General features: G+C 63.6%; 20 protein-coding genes. 8 read left to right on the plus strand and 12 right to left on the minus strand.

Going from position 1 to position 16,502, the window contains the following annotated elements; translation table 11 throughout:
* Positions 1 to 188: 188 nt before the first annotated feature.
* Complete coding sequence (locus C7I85_RS26510; RefSeq protein ID WP_106727012.1) at positions 189 to 575, plus strand: VOC family protein; 387 nt, start codon at positions 189 to 191, stop codon at positions 573 to 575.
* A gap of 18 nt (positions 576 to 593) precedes the next feature.
* Here the strand turns inward: C7I85_RS26510 and C7I85_RS26515 are convergent, their stop codons facing one another.
* The 4 genes from C7I85_RS26515 to sppA form a co-directional block, all read right to left on the minus strand.
* On the minus strand, positions 594 to 1,565 hold the full coding sequence (locus C7I85_RS26515) for an ornithine cyclodeaminase family protein (protein WP_106727013.1): 972 nt from the start codon (positions 1,563 to 1,565) through the stop codon (positions 594 to 596).
* 33 nt (positions 1,566 to 1,598) lie between these two features.
* On the minus strand, positions 1,599 to 1,925 hold the full coding sequence (locus C7I85_RS26520) for a DUF1049 domain-containing protein (RefSeq protein ID WP_106727014.1): 327 nt from the start codon (positions 1,923 to 1,925) through the stop codon (positions 1,599 to 1,601).
* Between the two features lie 55 nt (positions 1,926 to 1,980).
* Entirely contained in the window at positions 1,981 to 2,265 is a 285-nt protein-coding gene (locus C7I85_RS26525) for an integration host factor subunit beta (protein WP_106727015.1), read from the minus strand.
* A gap of 79 nt (positions 2,266 to 2,344) precedes the next feature.
* Positions 2,345 to 3,298: a signal peptide peptidase SppA gene (gene sppA, locus C7I85_RS26530; protein ID WP_106727016.1), complete on the minus strand. Its 954-nt coding sequence runs from the start codon at positions 3,296 to 3,298 to the stop codon at positions 2,345 to 2,347.
* Between the two features lie 428 nt (positions 3,299 to 3,726).
* Between sppA and lptC the strand changes: the two genes are divergently transcribed.
* The 6 genes from lptC (at position 3,727) to ptsN (ending at position 8,922) form a co-directional block, all read left to right on the plus strand.
* Positions 3,727 to 4,449 carry an LPS export ABC transporter periplasmic protein LptC gene (gene lptC, locus C7I85_RS26535; RefSeq protein ID WP_106727017.1) on the plus strand — a complete coding sequence of 241 codons (723 nt, stop codon included), beginning with the start codon at positions 3,727 to 3,729 and terminating at the stop codon, positions 4,447 to 4,449.
* Entirely contained in the window at positions 4,436 to 5,047 is a 612-nt protein-coding gene (locus tag C7I85_RS26540; RefSeq protein ID WP_428832907.1) for an LptA/OstA family protein, read from the plus strand. The genes lptC and C7I85_RS26540 overlap by 14 nt, the downstream gene beginning before the upstream one ends.
* A gap of 4 nt (positions 5,048 to 5,051) precedes the next feature.
* On the plus strand, positions 5,052 to 5,867 hold the full coding sequence (gene lptB, locus C7I85_RS26545; RefSeq protein ID WP_106727018.1) for an LPS export ABC transporter ATP-binding protein: 816 nt from the start codon (positions 5,052 to 5,054) through the stop codon (positions 5,865 to 5,867).
* Between the two features lie 173 nt (positions 5,868 to 6,040).
* The gene (rpoN, locus tag C7I85_RS26550) at positions 6,041 to 7,561 is read left to right on the plus strand and encodes an RNA polymerase factor sigma-54 (RefSeq protein ID WP_106727019.1); all 1,521 of its coding nucleotides are present in this window, start codon (positions 6,041 to 6,043) and stop codon (positions 7,559 to 7,561) included.
* Between the two features lie 243 nt (positions 7,562 to 7,804).
* Positions 7,805 to 8,392, plus strand: a complete 588-nt coding sequence (gene hpf / locus C7I85_RS26555; protein WP_106727020.1) for a ribosome hibernation-promoting factor, HPF/YfiA family — start codon at positions 7,805 to 7,807, stop codon at positions 8,390 to 8,392.
* 65 nt (positions 8,393 to 8,457) lie between these two features.
* On the plus strand, positions 8,458 to 8,922 hold the full coding sequence (gene ptsN, locus C7I85_RS26560) for a PTS IIA-like nitrogen regulatory protein PtsN (RefSeq protein ID WP_106727021.1): 465 nt from the start codon (positions 8,458 to 8,460) through the stop codon (positions 8,920 to 8,922).
* Between the two features lie 100 nt (positions 8,923 to 9,022).
* Here the strand turns inward: ptsN and C7I85_RS26565 are convergent, their stop codons facing one another.
* Positions 9,023 to 9,292, minus strand: a complete 270-nt coding sequence (locus C7I85_RS26565; protein ID WP_106727022.1) for a DUF1150 family protein — start codon at positions 9,290 to 9,292, stop codon at positions 9,023 to 9,025.
* Positions 9,293 to 9,367: 75 nt separating this feature from the next.
* Positions 9,368 to 9,793, minus strand: coding sequence for an Hsp20 family protein (locus C7I85_RS26570; protein ID WP_106727023.1), 426 nt, complete (start codon positions 9,791 to 9,793; stop codon positions 9,368 to 9,370).
* Between the two features lie 134 nt (positions 9,794 to 9,927).
* Between C7I85_RS26570 and C7I85_RS26575 the strand changes: the two genes are divergently transcribed.
* Positions 9,928 to 10,869 (plus strand): nucleoside hydrolase, encoded by a 942-nt coding sequence (locus C7I85_RS26575; RefSeq protein ID WP_106727024.1) that lies wholly within the window; start codon positions 9,928 to 9,930, stop codon positions 10,867 to 10,869.
* 585 nt (positions 10,870 to 11,454) lie between these two features.
* Here C7I85_RS26575 and C7I85_RS26580 read toward each other — a convergent pair.
* The 6 genes from C7I85_RS26580 to C7I85_RS26605 all read right to left on the minus strand — a co-directional run bounded on the left by C7I85_RS26580 (position 11,455) and on the right by C7I85_RS26605 (position 16,395).
* Positions 11,455 to 12,069, minus strand: a complete 615-nt coding sequence (locus C7I85_RS26580; RefSeq protein ID WP_106727025.1) for a LysE family translocator — start codon at positions 12,067 to 12,069, stop codon at positions 11,455 to 11,457.
* A gap of 75 nt (positions 12,070 to 12,144) precedes the next feature.
* Entirely contained in the window at positions 12,145 to 12,567 is a 423-nt protein-coding gene (locus tag C7I85_RS26585) for a hypothetical protein (RefSeq protein ID WP_106727026.1), read from the minus strand.
* Between the two features lie 22 nt (positions 12,568 to 12,589).
* Positions 12,590 to 12,976 (minus strand): hypothetical protein, encoded by a 387-nt coding sequence (locus C7I85_RS26590; protein ID WP_146148976.1) that lies wholly within the window; start codon positions 12,974 to 12,976, stop codon positions 12,590 to 12,592.
* A 50-nt stretch (positions 12,977 to 13,026) separates the two neighbouring features.
* The gene (locus tag C7I85_RS26595) at positions 13,027 to 14,481 is read right to left on the minus strand and encodes an amidase (RefSeq protein ID WP_106727057.1); all 1,455 of its coding nucleotides are present in this window, start codon (positions 14,479 to 14,481) and stop codon (positions 13,027 to 13,029) included.
* 4 nt (positions 14,482 to 14,485) lie between these two features.
* Entirely contained in the window at positions 14,486 to 15,397 is a 912-nt protein-coding gene (locus C7I85_RS26600; RefSeq protein WP_106727028.1) for a ribokinase, read from the minus strand.
* Positions 15,398 to 15,516: 119 nt separating this feature from the next.
* Positions 15,517 to 16,395: a methylated-DNA--[protein]-cysteine S-methyltransferase gene (locus tag C7I85_RS26605; protein WP_106727029.1), complete on the minus strand. Its 879-nt coding sequence runs from the start codon at positions 16,393 to 16,395 to the stop codon at positions 15,517 to 15,519.
* Between the last annotated feature and the right edge of the window lie 107 nt (positions 16,396 to 16,502).

A 16,502-nucleotide genomic window follows, 5' to 3' on the forward strand; every position in this document is an offset into this window, starting at 1 on the left:
GTCTCCAGGCGGTTCAGCCGCTTTTGACACAGGCCCCGGCGCTCCGCAACCGGACGGGAGGTCGCTCGTTCGGTGGAGCCAGCTGCTCTTCAAAGCCTCGGCTTTCGGTTGGGCAGCGATCTCTCCTGACAGGATCTGGCAATGGGGCATTTTATAGTCCGGGTGTTGAAATATCCGGAGAGTCGAACATGCCCACCCCAAATTTCGCTATTCTCTATGTCGACCAGCCGCAGGCAAGCGGTGCGTTCTACAGCACGCTTTTTGTCCGGGAGCCGGTGGAATCGTCGCCAACCTTCGTGTTGTTCGTGCTGGAGAATGGCTTCAAGCTGGGTCTCTGGTCGCGCCATACGGTCGAGCCGGCGGCAGCTGCAACGGGCGGCGGGGCCGAACTCGTCCTCGCACTCGATAGCCCTGAAGCGGTCGATGCGACCCACGCCGATTGGGCAGGACGCGGACTGAAGATCCTGCAGGCGCCGACCGAGATGGATTTCGGCCGCACCTTCGTTGCGCTCGACCCCGACAATCATCGCCTGCGGGTTTATTGCCTGGCCGAAGGCGTGGGCGCCCAGCCCTAAACGCAGGCAGTTTGCGATTTAGGCCTGGCGTTTCAGCGCCTCGTACACCGCAATGCCAGCGGCAAGATCTTCCAGCGCAGCTCCAACTGATTTGAACAGCGTGATCTCGTCAGCACTTCCGCGGCCGGGTTTCTGGCCGCGGGTTAGTTCGTGCAGGTCGGCCACGATGTCCTCGCTCTTGAGGATGCCTGAGGCCAGCGGCTGGACGATGTCGCCCGCCTCCGTCAGCGCGCCGGCGCGGGTGTCGACATAGATGCGGGCGCGGCGGATGGCGTCGTCGTCGCTCTCGCGCATCTCGGGCGTGAAGGCGCCGACGAGATCGAGATGGGCGCCGGGCTTGAGAAGCGCGCCCTTGACCAGCGGCGTGGTCGAAATGGTGGCGCATGAGACGATGTCGGCTTCGGCGACCGCGGCGTCGAGGTCATGTGTCACGCTGGCGTCGAAGCCTTCGGCGCGCAGTTCCGCCGCGACTGTCTCGGCATTGGCCGGCGTGCGGTTCCAGATGGTGATCTTGCTGATCGGCCGCACCGCGGCATGAGCGCGTGCCAGGAACGGCGCCAGCGCGCCCGCGCCGACGACCAGGAGTCGTGAAGCGTCCTCGCGAGCAAGATAGCTGGCGGCAAGCGCGGAGGCGCAGGCCGTGCGCCATTGGGTCAGGCGCTGGCCGTCGATCAGCGCCTGCGGCTCGCCTGTCGTGCCGTCGAGCAGCAGATAGAGGCCCATGACCGCCGGCTTGCCGATGGCATTGTTGTCGGGCGAAACCGTCACGATCTTCACGCCGATATGGCCGTTGCCGCTTGCACCGCCGGCGCCGAAGTCGGTCCAGGCAGGCATCAGTAGAAGCGTGGACGCCGCCCCTGTCGGCCGCTCGACCGTGTGATGGTGGCGCACCGGCTGGATGGCGCCGTCGTGGAATGCCTTGCGCAGCGTCTCGACAAGGCCGGGAAAGCTCAGGGCGTGATCAACCTCGGCCGCCGAAATCATCTGCATGCTGCACCTCGTGCGGAAAAATGGGATGTCCGCTCAGGGCTTGCCGGCGGGGAGATTGCTCTTGCTGCTGGTCTGGCGTGACGTGCCTTCGCTCAGGATCTGCAGTTCCTGTCCGCGCACCCGCGCCAGCTTGCGGTAATGGCCCTGCCTGAACCAGGTGACGATGCTGCCAATAACCACGCCGAGCGCCGCCGCGGCGAACAGCAGGACGAACAGCGGCACCTCGATCGTCAGCGCCGGATTGCCGGGATTGAACGGATCGAGCGTGAAGGCCGCCGGCGCGCGGTTCGCAACCGCGAGCGCAATCAGGATGACGGCGAGCGGCACGAGGACCACGATGAGCAGGATGCGGTTGAGCATGTTCATTTCCAATGCGGATCGGCGCGGCGGCAAGCCACGCCGGTCTGGCAATACGTCACTTGCCGGAGTTCAGCCTTTCGCGAAGCTCCTTGCCGGTCTTGAAGAAGGGCACCCACTTTTCCTCGACCTCTACCGAGTCGCCGGTGCGAGGGTTGCGCCCGGTACGTGCCGGGCGGTTCTTCACCGAGAAGGCGCCGAAGCCGCGCAGCTCGACGCGATTGCCTTCGGCCAGTGCGTCGGTGATTTCGTCGAAGATCGCGTTGACGATGTTTTCCACGTCCCTGAGGAAAAGGTGCGGATTGCGAGAGGCAATGATCTGAACGAGTTCGGATTTGATCATGGGCGCGGTCCCCGCCAAATGGTTTGTTGAAAGAGTATGCGAATGATTTTATTCGGTTTTAAGTCGATGTGCCGGGCTTTCAAGGGTGCCAGAGCGACACGAGACCGTCAAGGAACAAGCGCTCGGCGCCGAGCTTGCGGATGATGTCGTCGCTGTAGTCGGGCAGGCCCAGCGCCTTGCCGATGATGCTGCCCGCCGAGCTGTCGAAATACGAGCTGACGCCTCTGCTGCGCGGCTTCCACTCGATGACCCTCAGCTTTTCGTCGACGCCCTTCGTGCCCAGCCAGGCGATGGCTTCCTTTTCGCCGCCCACTTCGTCGATCAGCTTCTTTTCCAGCGCCTGGCGCCCGGTGAAGATGGAGCCGTCGGCGAGTGTCACTACCTCCTCCCGGGTCAGCGGTCGCCGGCTTTCCACCAGGCCGATGAACCAGTCGTAGCTGTCGAGTATCATCGAGCGGATCATGGCGCGCGCCGCATCCGAAGTCGGCTTGAAGGGCGAGGGTTCCGCCTTGAGCGGCGAGGACTTGATCTCCTCGAGCTTGATGCCGAGCTTGTCCATCAGGCCACTGACGTCGGGATACTGCACCAGGACGCCGATCGAGCCGACGATCGAGGTCTTGCGTGCGACGATGTGGTCGGACGCAGTGGCGATCATGTAGCCGGCCGACGCAGCCAGGGTGCCGACCTCGGCAACCACCGGCTTTTCCGCCGCCACCTGCCGCACGGCGTCGAAAATGGATTCGCCGCCTACGGTGGTGCCGCCGGGCGAGTCGATCGAAAGGATCACGCCTTTGACCGCCGGGGATTTGCGGATCCGCTCCAGGCGCTGGAGCAGGTCCTCGTCCTCGGTGATCATGCCCGTGATCGACACCTTGGCGATGTGGTTGGAACCAATGCCCACTTCGTCGCCGAGGAGCCAGTTCGATGCGGCGGCGATGCCGATGGCGGCAATGAGGATGGCCAGGACGCGCCAGAAGGTCAGTTTCCGCCGGAGACGGCGGCGGTCGATCATGTCGTCTGCTCTCGTTACCATTCTGGCCTCACGGTCCTGGAATTGCCGGTTCTAGAGACTGTCACGGACTTTCTCTAGTCCAACGCATGGGCAAGGGCTACCGCTTTCCTGCCGCCGCGCTGCCGTCAGAGACGGGACGGCTGGCCGAAAAGGCTGACTTTTTACTTAAAAGTAACCATATTGGCGTGTAAGTCGAGGGTGCCGGGTACGATCCCGTACGGGACAGATCGTCGCCGCCTGCGCGATGAATTGCATTGCGGGACTTGTATTCGTCTTGGTTTGACCAACATCTCGGGTGGCTGCAAGCCCGATCCTCGGGCGTCAGCCATCGCAGAATTTAAGTGTGACGCCACAATTTCGTGGCTTTCAATAGTTTGATGCTTCCCGCTCGGAGGTGGGATCTGTTCGCAAGATCCGGCACTTGGGGCCGGCAGATAGAAGGCAACAAGTTGGCGCGACCGACAGAAACGACCAGCGACGACACCGCGTTTGCGTCTGCAAGCGCGGCGATTGCAACGAGTGTGCGGGAGCGTTCGGCGTTCGAGCGCGCGCAGCGGCACTCGACCCGCGTCCGCCTCCTCAAGGGTGCGCTGCCCGCGCTTGCCGTGCTGATGGCAGTGGGTTTCGTCGTTTATTCCTACGTCGTCACGCCTGCCGCGGTGGCGCTGACCGCGGACGGTTCGGCCTATGCCGACGGCAAGCTGGTCATGGCCAATCCCAAGCTCGAAGGGTTCACCAAGGACAGCCGCCCCTATCAGATGAAGGCATCACGCGCCGTCCAGGACCCGAAGAACGAGGCCATCGTCCAGCTAGAGGGCATTGCCGCCAAGCTTCCGATCAGTAACGACAACTGGGCGATGATCGACACATCGCAGGGTGTCTACAACCGCGAAGCCAACACGCTGAACATCCCCGCCGAGATTCTCATCACCACCGCCGACGGCATGGTGGCCAAGCTGAAGTCCGCCTTCCTTGATATTGCCAAAGGCGGCATGAAGACCGACGATCCGATCGATATTCAGGCAAAAGGAACCAAGATTACCTCGGATTCGATGTCGATCCTTGAAAATGGTAAGGTTTTGGTATTCGAGAAGCGAGTACGGATGAACATTGATCCTACTCAGGTGAAGGCCGAACAGAATTCGAGCGGAGGGCAGAATGTGGTTCAGTAAGACGCGGCTGCCGCTTTGTGCGGCCTTGGGCGTGGCGCTTGTCGCCGCTATGTCCGTGCAGGCGAATGCGCAGGAGAAGGCGTCGGCGGACAAGAGCCTGCAGGGCCGTCTGCAGGGGCTGAGCCTGTCCGGCAAGGAACCGATCCAGATCGAGAGCGACAAGCTCGAGGTTCGTGAGTCGGACAACGTCGCGATCTTCAGCGGCAACGTTACCGTCGTGCAGGGCCCGACCATGCTCAAGGCCGGCAAGATGACGGTCTACTACGTCAAGGGCGGCGGCGGATCGGCGGCCACCGGTTCTGCTAACATCGACCGCCTCGAGGTGGACGACAAGGTCTACGTCAAGTCGAACACGCAGGTCGCCACAGGCGACCGCGGCACCTTCGACATGAAGACGGAAATGCTGGTCCTGACCGGCAAGGAAGTCGTCCTTTCGGAAGGCAGCAACGTGCTGGTCGGCTGCAAGCTGACCGTGCAGATGAAGTCCGGCCAGGCCACGGTCGACGGCTGCAAGAAGGGCGAAAGTGGAAATGGCCGCGTGATGATGTCGATCACGCCGGGCTCGGCTCCCGGAGCAGCTGGCCAGAAGCAGCAGTGATTTAATGCAACAGCGTGCCTCGTTATTCTCGCGCCTGTCGCGGCGCAAGCAGCCGACTTCGGCGGCTCCTGCCCTGCGCAAGGACGCGGCAAGCCTCAAGGGCACGCTGATCGCAAAGGGGCTGACCAAGGCCTATAAGGGCCGCACCGTGGTCAACGGCGTGTCGCTCGGCGTGCGTGCCGGCGAGGCCGTCGGGCTTCTGGGCCCGAACGGTGCGGGCAAGACCACCTGCTTCTACATGGTCACCGGGCTGGTACCGGTGGACAAGGGCACGATCGAGATCGACGGCTTCGACGTCTCGTCCATGCCCATGTACCGGCGCGCGCGCCTGGGCGTCGGCTATCTGCCGCAGGAAGCATCGATCTTCCGTGGGCTGAGCGTCGAAAACAATATCCGTGCCGTTCTGGAAGTCGTCGAGAAAAGCCGCAAGGAACGCGAGCGCACGCTCGACTCCCTGCTGGACGAGTTCCACATAGCGCATCTGCGCAAGGCGCCGGCGATCGCACTGTCCGGCGGTGAGCGGCGGCGCCTGGAAATCGCCCGCGCACTGGCCAGCCGTCCGAACTACATGCTGCTCGACGAACCCTTTGCCGGCGTCGATCCCATCGCCGTGTCGGATATCCAGCAGCTCGTCCGCCACCTCACCAAGCGCGGCATCGGTGTCCTCATCACCGACCACAATGTGCGCGAGACGCTGGGCCTTATCGACCGCGCCTATATCATCCACGCGGGCGAGATCCTGAAGCACGGCTCGGCCGCGGATATCGTCGCCGACCAGGATGTGCGCCGTCTCTATCTCGGCGAAGGCTTTACGCTCTAATTCACCACGCGGCGAGATTTCCCCGGACAATCTCCTCTTCAACCCCGCCATGGGGCAGATTCTGCTGGCCTTTTCCTTGACAAGCAAAAGCCGGGCCAGTTTGAATGAGCCTATGATTTCGGTCGTCGGAGATCTTCTCTGCGGCCCGAGAGTGGGATGTAGAGTTCATCGTCATGGCGCTTGCGGCCAAGTTGCAGCTTCGGCAGTCGCAGTCCTTGGTGATGACGCCGCAGCTCATGCAGTCGATCAAGCTGCTGCAGATGACGCATTTCGAGTTGGAGCGCTTCGTCGACGAGGAGATCGAGCGCAATCCGCTTCTCGACCGGGCCGAGCAGCACGAAGAGATCGTCTCGGAGGCGTCCGCAAGGTCTGACGGGCAGCCAGAAATGGCTGACGACTGGGGTAGCTCGGACACGATCCTGAGCGCCGAAGCCATCTCCGAGAAGCTCGACACCTCGCTGGAAAACGTGTTTCCGGACGATCCCGGCACCATGGAGCAGCTGGGCCCCGATCTCGCTGCACAGTGGAAGTCGTCTGCCACGGGGGCGGGGGCGGGCGGCAGCGGCGACTTCGACATTGAGGACGTCTTTGCCGCGACCGTCACCCTGCGCGACCACGCAGGCGAGCAGATCGCCTTTGCCTTCGTCGATGCCGGTGACCGCCTGATCGCCCACGACCTGACCGACGCGCTCGACGAGATCGGCTATATGCGCGGCGACATCGCCGAAATCGCCGAGCGGCTCGGGGTTGGCGAGGCTGTCGTTCTCGATGTGCTGAGCATTTGCCAAACCTTTGAGCCGGCAGGCGTTTTCGCGCGCGATCTGGCCGAATGCCTGGCGCTTCAGCTCATCCGTCGCGATCGCTACGACCCGGCCATGCAGGCGCTGGTCGACAATCTCGAGTTGCTGGCTCGCCGCGATTTTCAATCGCTCAAGAAGCTCTGCGGCGTCGATGAAGAGGACCTGGTCGACATGTTGGCCGAGATTCGTCGGCTCGACCCACGCCCCGGCTTGGCATTTTCGAGCGGCAGTGCCGACACCATCGTGCCTGATGTGGAGGTACGGCCGGCCAGCGACGGCAGCTGGACCGTCGAGCTCAACCCGGAGACGCTGCCGCGCGTACTGGTCGACAATATTTATTTCGCGCAGATATCTCCGCTGACCAAGGATCAGGCGGAAAAGGATTTTCTGGCCGAGTGCCTGCAGAATGCCAACTGGCTGACCCGCAGCCTCGACCAGCGCGCCAAGACCATACTCAAGGTCGCCTCCGAGATCGTGCGCCAGCAGGATGCCTTCCTGGTGCACGGCGTACGGCACCTGCGGCCGCTCAATCTGCGCACGGTGGCGGAAGCCATCGGCATGCATGAGTCGACCGTCAGCCGCGTCACCGCCAACAAATACATGCTCACCCCGCGCGGCGTCTTCGAGCTACGCTACTTCTTCACCACCGCGATCGCCTCGGCCGGCGAGGGCGATGCCCATTCGTCGGAGGCGGTGCGCGACCGCATCCGCCAGCTCATCGACGAGGAGCAGCCGGTGGATGTCCTGTCCGACGATGCGATTGTGGATATCCTCCAGCGCGAAGGCATCGACATCGCCCGGCGAACGGTCGCCAAGTATCGGGAAAGCATGAACATTCCCTCGTCGGTGCAAAGGCGGCGCGAGAAGCGCGCCCTGGCCGCCGCGGGGCGGTAATGCACTGCGCGAAATCGCGCCCGTCCGGGCCTTGATTGACAAGCGCCTGGGAAGTGACTAGAAGCCCGCCCGCAAGGGAAAGGGCGCGGCCCGGTAATAGATGACCCGTCTGGAGACGGCTTGTGACTAAGCGGAAAGTTCAGGCTTAATTTCGGCGCGAGTACCGCCGTGAACCTTGTTTGCGCCGTCCATGGGTATAAACTCGAAGCGATTTGAAGTCTGAGCAGGAAGGTCAGTTTTCAGATGACTCTACGCATATCGGGAAAGCACATGGATGTCGGCGATGCGTTTCGTGAACGCATCGAGGAACGGATCGGTGAAGCGATCGATAAATATTTCGATGGCGGGTTTTCCGGACATGTAACGGTCGTGAAATCGACGTCGCGCTTCGCGGCCGACTGTATGATCCGCCTCGACACAGGCATCGCGCTTCAGGCCGCAGGCGAGGCGCAGGAGCCGGTCGCCGCCTTCGAGGCGGCGGCAGAACGTCTCGAAAAGCGCCTGCGCCGCTACAAGCGCCGCTTGAAGTCGCACAACCCGGGCATCAACGGCGCGGCCGTCAACATCGCCTATACGGTGATGGCGCCGCTGACCGATGACGAGGAAGAGGAAGAACTGCCGCCGGACTACGCGCCGGCCATTGTCGCCGAAACGACGATGGCGCTGAAGACAATGTCGGTCGCCTCGGCGGTGATCGAACTCGATACCAAGGACACCCCGGTCTTCGTGTTTCGCAATGCCGGGAATGACCAGGTCAATATCGTCTACAGGAGGCCGGACGGAAATATCGGGTGGATCGACCCTTCGACGACAAAAATCGCGCAGGGATAAGAAACGTCTCCTGACCGAGGTACCGAATGGGGTTCGGGCGATCGGGCAGAGAAAGGATATTGGGCATGGATCTGAGCGATCTGATCGAGGTGCAGGCAATCATGCCGGCCTTGAAGGCGAATTCCAAGAAGCAACTGCTGCAACTTCTCGCCGAAAGGGCCGCCGCGATCACCGGGCTGCCGGAGCGGGAAGTCTTCGACACCATCCTCCAGCGCGAGCGTCTGGGGTCGACTGGCGTCGGCAACGGCATTGCCATCCCGCACGGCAAGCTGCCCGGCGTGAAGAGCATTACGGGCGTTTTCGCGCGGCTGGAAACGCCGGTGGAATTCGAATCGCTGGACGATCAGCCCGTGGACCTGGTGTTTCTGCTGCTGGCGCCCGAGGGCGCCGGCGCAGATCACCTGAAGGCTCTGTCGCGCATTGCGCGCGTGCTGCGCGATCCGGACACCGTTGCCAAGATTCGCGGCACCCGCGATGCGGCGGCGATCCATGCGTTGCTTTCGGATACGCAGACCTCGCACGCGGCCTGAGCTTCAGCTTTCAGGGTATTTACGGCGCCGGGCGGTCCTTGGACCGCCCTTTGTCTTTTGCAGCGCCGCTCGCCCAATTGGGCGAGCAACTAGCCGCCGGTCAGTGGATGGCGACCGGGGTCAGGTGATTCTCGAGGGCACCGGCAAGGGCGGTGTCGCGTGCATCGGAGAGGAGGATCGGCTGGCCGTTGGCGGCAAACAGCGCCCAGATCTCCATGCCCGAAGCGATCTCGCTCAGGCTCGGGAACTTGCCCTTCAGTTCATCACTGTCGATCTTGCGGAGATAGGCCACGGTGCCTTCGCCCAGATGGGCCAGCTCGGCCTCGGTCAGAACCGGCTTCGGATCATGATAGGTGGATATCGTCGTCATAATGAGCCTCCTTCTTGCGGGGCGTCGTTAGGACCAAACCCGCGCTTAGAGCTGCTTGATTCCGGCGGGCGACGTTCAGTCTTTCACCGAAATGTTGATTTTCCGTACGAAGCGTTCCGGCTCCGGCCGGTCGAGGTCGACGGACAGAAGTCCGTTCTTCAATTCGGCCCCGATGACCCGCATGCCGTCCGCCAGGACGAAGGTGCGCTGAAACTGCCGCGAGGCGATGCCCCGGTGCAGAAACTCGCGTTCGGTGTCATCTGTCTGCTTGCCACGCACCACCAACTGGTTTTCCTCGGTGGTGACTTCCAGATTGTCCTCGCAAAAGCCGGCCACAGCCAGCGTAATGCGCAACGTCTCACCGTTTCCTTCGGACCGACGCAGCCGCTCGATGTTGTACGGCGGGTAACTGTCTCCCGACTTCGCCAAGCGCTCCAGCGTCTTTTCCATTGCATCGAACCCGAGCAGTAGCGGGCTCGAAAAGGGCGTCATGCGACTCATTTTCGTGTCCTCGAAGAGCGACCTAAAAGGAAAAACCCTAATGGCATCTTTCCCGTTGTTGCTGATATGGTCCGCGCCACGAACAAGTTCAAGCCTGCTTCGATCACGGGCGGATCACATAAGGGAAACCAGAAATGGCAGCCACGCAAAAGATAATCATCGATACCGATCCGGGCCAGGACGATGCCGTTGCCATCCTTCTGGCGCTTGCGAGCCCTGAGCTGGAAGTCCTCGGCATCACCGCGGTTGCCGGCAACGTTCCCCTGCATCTGACCGAAAAGAACGCGCGCAAGGTCTGCGAACTGGCCGGCAAGCTGGACACCAAGGTCTTTGCCGGCGCCATCCGCCCGATGGTGCGCCCGCTGGTCACCGCCGAGCATGTACACGGCAAGACCGGACTCGACGGCCCGGACCTGCCGGAGCCGACCATGAAGCTGCAGGAGCAGCATGCCGTCGACTTCATCGTCGAGACGCTGATGAAGGAGGAGCCCGGCGCCGTCACGCTCTGCCCGCTCGGCCCGCTCACCAACATTGCGCTGGCGCTGGTGCGCGAGCCCCAGATCGCCAAGCGCATCAAGCAGATCGTGCTGATGGGCGGCGGCTTCTTCGAGGGCGGCAACATCACGCCCGCCGCCGAATTCAACATCTATGTCGATCCGCACGCGGCCGACGTGGTGTTCCGCTCGGGCGTGCCGATCGTCATGATGCCGCTCGACGTCACCCATAAGGCGCTGACCACCGCCAAGCGCGTCGACGCCTTCCGCAAGATGGGAACCAAGGTGGGCGACGCCACCGCCGAGCTGCTCGACTTCTTCGAGCGCTTCGACGAGGAGAAGTACGGCACCGACGGCGGCCCGCTGCACGATCCTTGCGTCATTGCCTATCTGATAAAGCCCGAACTGTTCAAGGGCCGCCACTGCAATGTCGAGATCGAGCTGGGCTCCGAGCTCACCCTGGGCATGACCGTGATCGACTGGTGGAGCGTCACAGCGCGTCAGAAGAACGCCACCGTCATGCGCGACATCGACCACGACGGATTCTTCGGGTTGCTGGCCGAAAGGCTGGCGCGGCTGTAGCTGGGGCTTGCGCGGCGTTTTCCCTCCCCTTGAGGGGAGAGGGCGCCGGCGCAACACATCCCGCCCTCGTGGTTCGAGGCTCGCCCTGCGGGCTCACACCTCACCATGAGGGCTACCGGCGGCGCTCACCTCCCTCATTCTGAGGAGGCGCGAAGCGCTGTCTCGAAGAACGCACCTATTCATCGCCACGCCCGCTTTCGCGTCTGGCCATTTCAAAGATCGCTCCCGTCGGAGAGCTGGGAAGACGGGCGGTCGTCGGACACGCTTATCTAAGTAAATCTTGCGGCCCTTCGACCGCCCGTTCGATGCTCTTGCCTGGGTTTGTTCGCCTCCGCATTCGCGCGGCCAGCCACACCCTGGGCCCGGACTTGGGGGTTCATCACCCAGCAGTGCGACCGTAGCACCACCAGCCCGGACATCGTCGGCCTCCACGCTCATCCGGTTCATGACCCGTGCTCCCGGTGAGGCCGATGCAGGCATTATGTGCGAAGCGGAAATGTGGGGGATGAAGCGCGTCCGATCTTTTTGCCGCGATCAATGATTCCAGCGGGTTACGCTCCAAGTACAGCGGAATTTATCCCCCACTCACCTCGCCCGCGAGAAGGCCAGCCACAGTCCGCCGCCGATGAGAAAGCCGCCGTTGAGGCGCGAGAGCAGCCGGATGCGGTGGGCCGAAAGCAGGCGACCGGCGCGGCCGGCCAGCATGGCATAGGTCGAATCCGACATCGCCGCGAAAATGAGCGCGGTGGCGCCCATGATGACGATCTGCAGCGGGTAGTTGCCTTTCGGATCGAGGAACTGGGGGATGAAGGCGCCGAAGAAGATCAGCGTCTTGGGATTGCTGATGGCGACCAGAAAACCCTGCAGGAAAAAGCCGCCGCGCGGCGGCACCGGCGCGGCGCCCTCCGCCAGCCGGCCGCCGGCGCGCAGCATCTGCCAGCCCATCCAGATGAGATAGGCGGCACCCAGCAGCCGCAGCCACTCGAACCAATGACCGGCCGATTCGATCATGGAGGTCAGCCCGATGCCGACGATGCCGATCATGAGGGCAATGCCCACTTGCGTGCCGGCGACGTTGAGCAGGCCCGCGCGCGTGCCGTGGCGCATGCTGGAGGCGATGATCAGCGTGACGGTCGGGCCCGGCACCAGGATGATGACGATGCAGGCGAGGACATAGGCGGCATAGATTTCGAGAGACATCGCTGCGTTTCCCTATTGAAGGGAAGATCAATGCATTCCGTAGGGGAACTGTCCAGGGGCTGGTTTCGCGGCCGCCTAGAACTGTTGGTTGAAGGGCACGACGCATTCCGGCGCCACGCAATCGGACGGAACGATATGGAACGTAACCGTGCCATTGGCGCGCGTTCGCCGTTCGATCTTGACCGACGAGCCGGCCGGATGTGGGCGCGATATCTGATCGGCGGCGACAACGGTTTCATTGTCGCCAAGGGAGACGATGTATTGGTAGCTGATCGCTGAGGTCGGTTCGCCGTAGGATTTCTGCGGGATCATGGCGACAGAGACTATGGTCCCCTCGACGCGTTCGGATTTCACGACGGGGCTGTCGAAGCGTAGCATCAGGAATAGCAATATGCCGACACTGCCAGCCAGCAGGGCGGCGCCGATGGTCCATTCCCTGGCGTGAGCGCGCAAGAGCGCAATTCGAAAATGAAAGCGATTTCGCAGACTGGCCGTCACGACTTGCCCTCCGTGCTTTCGGTCAAGGTCCTGCGCAGTCGGGCGTCTCGCAGCCAGGCGGGACGAGGTGGTAGGTCACGACGCCATTCTTACGGGTCCGCCGCTCGACTTTGATAATTGTCCCGATTTCATGAAGCCGACTGTCTTTGATTGTGACCAGCTGCCCGTCATCAATCAGTTTTGCCATGTATAGAGAAGGCGAGAATCCCTTCATGTGAACAGATGGGATTGAGATCACTACCGCTTGAAGTCTCTCGTAGTTCGACACGGGGCTGTCGAAATAAAACACCGGCACGGCCACTATGGAGACCATCACTGCGGCTAGAACGGCTCCGACACCGTATTCCTTGCGTGACTGCCTCAAAAGCTCAAGCCGAAACGCAAGGCGATTCCTGAAACTGATAGACACGGCCTGTCCCCCGCCGCTTTATCGAAGCTGGCTGCGGGGACGTTATGCCATCATGCCCCCGCGGCCCATGGCAGCACCGTCTCATAGGCTGCGGCTGCCTGCAACAGGGCCAAGTCGCCGCGCGGGCGGCCGATGAGCTGCATGCCCATGGGGCGGCCTTGCGCGTCAAAACCCACCGGCACGTTGACGGCGGGGCAGCCGGCCAGCGAGGCATAGGCCGAGACTTCCATCCAGCGGTGGTAGCTGTCCATCGCGCGGCCTGCAACTTCCTTCGGCCAGTGCTTGCCGACCGGGAAGGGGAACACCTGCGCCGTGGGCAGCGCCAGCAGGTCGAAGCGTTCGAACAGTTTTAGCAGCGTCCGGTACCATTTCGAACGGACGGTCGAGGCGGCGTGTACCTGGACGGCGGTGAGGCGCATCGCGCCCTCGACTTCCCATACCGCTTCGGGCTTCAGCAGGTCGCGCCGGGCGGGGTTGTCGAAATGCGCCTTGAGTTCGCAGCCGCTGGTGGCCTGGCGAAGCGTGACGAAGGCGCGCCACAGCTCATTGAAATCGAAGTCGGGTACGACAGGTTCGGCCACAAAGCCGACGTCGGCGAAACGCCGCAGGCCCGCCTCACAAAGCTCCAAAATGCCGGGCTCGACCGGCAGATGGCCGCCGAGATCGCCGAACCAGGCGATGCGCCCGCCCTTGGGCTTAGTGCCAAGCCCGTCGAGATGGGAGGCTTCGCCGCTATGCGACAGCGGCGCTCGCGCATCATGGCCGGCCTGCACGTCGAGCAGCAGCGCCATGTCGCGCACATTGCGGGCCATCGGACCTTCGAGGCCGATTTGCGAATGGAACACTTCGTTCATCGGCCCGCCCGGCACCAGCCCCTGCGAGGGGCGCAGGCCGTAGACATTGTTGAAAGCGGCGGGGTTGCGCAGCGAGCCGCCGAAATCGCTGCCGTCGGCCACCGGCACCATGTCGAGCGCCAGCGCGACGGCAGCACCGCCGCTCGATCCGCCGGCCGTCAGCGACGGGTCGAAGGCGTTGAGCGTTGCGCCGAAGACGTTGTTGTAGGTGTTCGAGCCGAGGCCGAATTCGGGCGTGTTGGTCTTGCCTATGAAGATGGCGCCGGCCGCGCGCATGCGCTCGACGAAGAAATCGTCCTCGTCGGGCACGAAATCGGCGAAGATCGGCGAGCCGAAGGTGGTCTTGAGACCCCTGGTCAGCGCCAGGTCCTTGATGGCGATGGGCAGGCCGTGGAGCGGGCCGGGCGTGGCGCCCTTGGCCAGCGCGCTGTCCGCGGCGTCGGCCTCGGCGAGGATGTCGGCGCGGTCGCGCAGCGACACGATCGCGTTCACCTTGGGGTTCACGGCGTCGATGCGGTCGAGGAAGGCGGTGGCCACCTCGCGCACCGAAAGCTGGCGCGCCTTGATCTTCTCCACCAGCTCCACCGCCGACATGCGGCAGATTTCGCCCGTCGGTGGCAGGTCGTGTTTTGAGGTGGGACGGGCGGTCATGGCGTCAGCCCACCGGCTGGCCGGCAAGTGCCGCGTCCACCTCGCTGGCAAGCGGGATCGCCGGTTGCGCGCCTGGCTTCAAGCAGGCAAGCGAACCGGCGACGGCCGCGCGCCGCAGCGCATCGCCCAGCGGCAGGCGCTCGGCAAGGCCGGCGGCCAGATAGCCGCAGAACGTGTCGCCAGCGCCGACCGTGTCGACGGGCGTGATCTTGAGCGCCGGCACGCTGAGGAAGGCCTCGGGCGTTGCCGCAAGCACGCCGTCGCCGCCAAGCGTGACGATGACGGTGCGGCCGGTCTTTTCGGCAAAGGCCTTCATGCGGGCAGGGCGGTCGGCGCCGGAGAGCGCCAGCGCTTCGCAATAGAGGTCGAATTCGGTTTCGTTGGCGACGACATAGTTCGCCTTGCCGAGGAAGGTCGCCGCCTCCTTGCGGAAGGGCGCGGTGTTGAGGATGGCGATGCCGCCGGCGGCTGCCGTGGCATCAAGGGCTGCCTCGACGGTTGCGAGCGGGATTTCGTGCTGCAGGAGCACGATGTCGCCCTTTTCGAGCGCGACCTTTTCCAGGCTCTCCGACAGCACCGCGGCATTGGAGCCGGGCACCACGGCGATCATGTTCTCGCCGTCGTCGCCCACAAGGATCAGCGCGGTGCCGGTGGGTGCCTCGGCCTCGGCCACGCCGGAAAGATCGACCATGCCGTCCTTGAGCAGCGCCAGCGCCTCGCCGGCGAAAGCGTCCTTGCCCACCGCCCCGATCATGCGCACGGGAGCGCCGGCGCGCGCGGCACCCAGCGCCTGGTTGGCGCCCTTGCCGCCCGGCGCCGTCTTGAAGCCGCTGCCCGGCACGGTCTCGCCCGGAGCGGGCAGCCGGTCGACGCTGGCGCTCAGGTCGAGATTGATGGAGCCGATGACGGTGATCAAGGATAGCCTCCTGGAGAATTGCGCCGGGAAGCTATCCTGCTCGTGCACGCATGGAAATACCGAATCGGACGCAATCGACAGCCCGATCCGGCATCGAAGTGACATTCAGGGACGCGAGGTCACGAGCCCAGCTGCCCGACCTCCCAGCCGAGGATGGCGCGCTTGCGCGTCAGGCCCCAGTGGTAGCCGGTCAGCGCGCCGGACTTGCCGACGACGCGGTGGCAGGGCACCACGAAGGAGATCGGGTTGGCGCCCACCGCCGCGCCCACCGCGCGGCTGGCCGAGGGCGAGCCGATCCTGGAAGCGACTTCCGAATAGGTGCAGGCCTTGCCCATCGGGATTTTCAGCAGCGCGTCCCACACCCGCAGCTGGAAGTCGGTGCCGATCATGACCACGCGCAGCGGGTCTTCGGCGCGCCAGCGGGCCGGGTCGAAGATGCGCGCGGCGTAAGGTGCGGTGGCGGCCATGTCCTCGACATAGCTCGCGTTGGGCCAGCGGCTCGACATGTCCCCGAAGGCCTCGCGTTCATGGCCGGCATCGTTGAAGGACAGGCCGGCAAGGCCCCGGTCGGTGACCATGATCAGCGCCACGCCGAAGGGCGAGATGTGGTAGCCGTAGCGGATGGTCAGGCCCTCGCCGCGGTTCTTGTAGGCGCCGGGCGACATCGCCTCGTGAGTGACGAACAAATCGTGCAGCCTTCCGGGACCGGACATGCCGACCTCATAGGCCGCGTCGAGCAGCGGCATGCCCTCGTCGAGCAGCCGGCGGGCGTGGTCGAGCGTGACGGCCTGCAGGAAGCCCTTGGGGGAGAGGCCTGCCCAGCGGGTGAACAGCTTTTGCAGCCCGGTCGGGGTTTCGCCCACGTCCGCGGCAAGCGTCTCCAGCGAGGGTTGGTCGCGATAGTCGAGGCTGATCTTTTCGATGACGCGGCGAACGATTTCGTAATCGCCGCCCTGCGGCGTGACTTCCTCACGCAAAATCGCGGTACCTGCGTTCATGGTTTCATCTCCTTGAACGCCATTATCGAACTGTGATCGCGGCATAACCACCCGAAACTTGCCTTATGGGCTTTCGACCCCAGATAGCATAGCCCATGCCACCGGGA

This window comes from Pseudaminobacter soli (ex Li et al. 2025), assembly GCF_003012705.1.
Taxonomy (GTDB): Bacteria; Pseudomonadota; Alphaproteobacteria; order Rhizobiales; family Rhizobiaceae; genus Pseudaminobacter; species Pseudaminobacter soli.

Coding starts and splice junctions, on each gene's coding strand:
- C7I85_RS26510 (WP_106727012.1), top strand. CDS start 189: ATGCCCACCCCAAATTTCGCTATTCTCTATGTCGACCAGCCGCAGGCA.
- C7I85_RS26515 (WP_106727013.1), bottom strand. CDS start 1,565: ATGCAGATGATTTCGGCGGCCGAGGTTGATCACGCCCTGAGCTTTCCC.
- C7I85_RS26520 (WP_106727014.1), bottom strand. CDS start 1,925: ATGCTCAACCGCATCCTGCTCATCGTGGTCCTCGTGCCGCTCGCCGTC.
- C7I85_RS26525 (WP_106727015.1), bottom strand. CDS start 2,265: ATGATCAAATCCGAACTCGTTCAGATCATTGCCTCTCGCAATCCGCAC.
- sppA (WP_106727016.1), bottom strand. CDS start 3,298: ATGGTAACGAGAGCAGACGACATGATCGACCGCCGCCGTCTCCGGCGG.
- C7I85_RS26540 (WP_428832907.1), top strand. CDS start 4,436: ATGTGGTTCAGTAAGACGCGGCTGCCGCTTTGTGCGGCCTTGGGCGTG.
- lptB (WP_106727018.1), top strand. CDS start 5,052: ATGCAACAGCGTGCCTCGTTATTCTCGCGCCTGTCGCGGCGCAAGCAG.
- rpoN (WP_106727019.1), top strand. CDS start 6,041: ATGGCGCTTGCGGCCAAGTTGCAGCTTCGGCAGTCGCAGTCCTTGGTG.
- hpf (WP_106727020.1), top strand. CDS start 7,805: ATGACTCTACGCATATCGGGAAAGCACATGGATGTCGGCGATGCGTTT.
- ptsN (WP_106727021.1), top strand. CDS start 8,458: ATGGATCTGAGCGATCTGATCGAGGTGCAGGCAATCATGCCGGCCTTG.
- C7I85_RS26565 (WP_106727022.1), bottom strand. CDS start 9,292: ATGACGACGATATCCACCTATCATGATCCGAAGCCGGTTCTGACCGAG.
- C7I85_RS26570 (WP_106727023.1), bottom strand. CDS start 9,793: ATGAGTCGCATGACGCCCTTTTCGAGCCCGCTACTGCTCGGGTTCGAT.
- C7I85_RS26575 (WP_106727024.1), top strand. CDS start 9,928: ATGGCAGCCACGCAAAAGATAATCATCGATACCGATCCGGGCCAGGAC.
- C7I85_RS26580 (WP_106727025.1), bottom strand. CDS start 12,069: ATGTCTCTCGAAATCTATGCCGCCTATGTCCTCGCCTGCATCGTCATC.
- C7I85_RS26595 (WP_106727057.1), bottom strand. CDS start 14,481: ATGACCGCCCGTCCCACCTCAAAACACGACCTGCCACCGACGGGCGAA.
- C7I85_RS26605 (WP_106727029.1), bottom strand. CDS start 16,395: ATGAACGCAGGTACCGCGATTTTGCGTGAGGAAGTCACGCCGCAGGGC.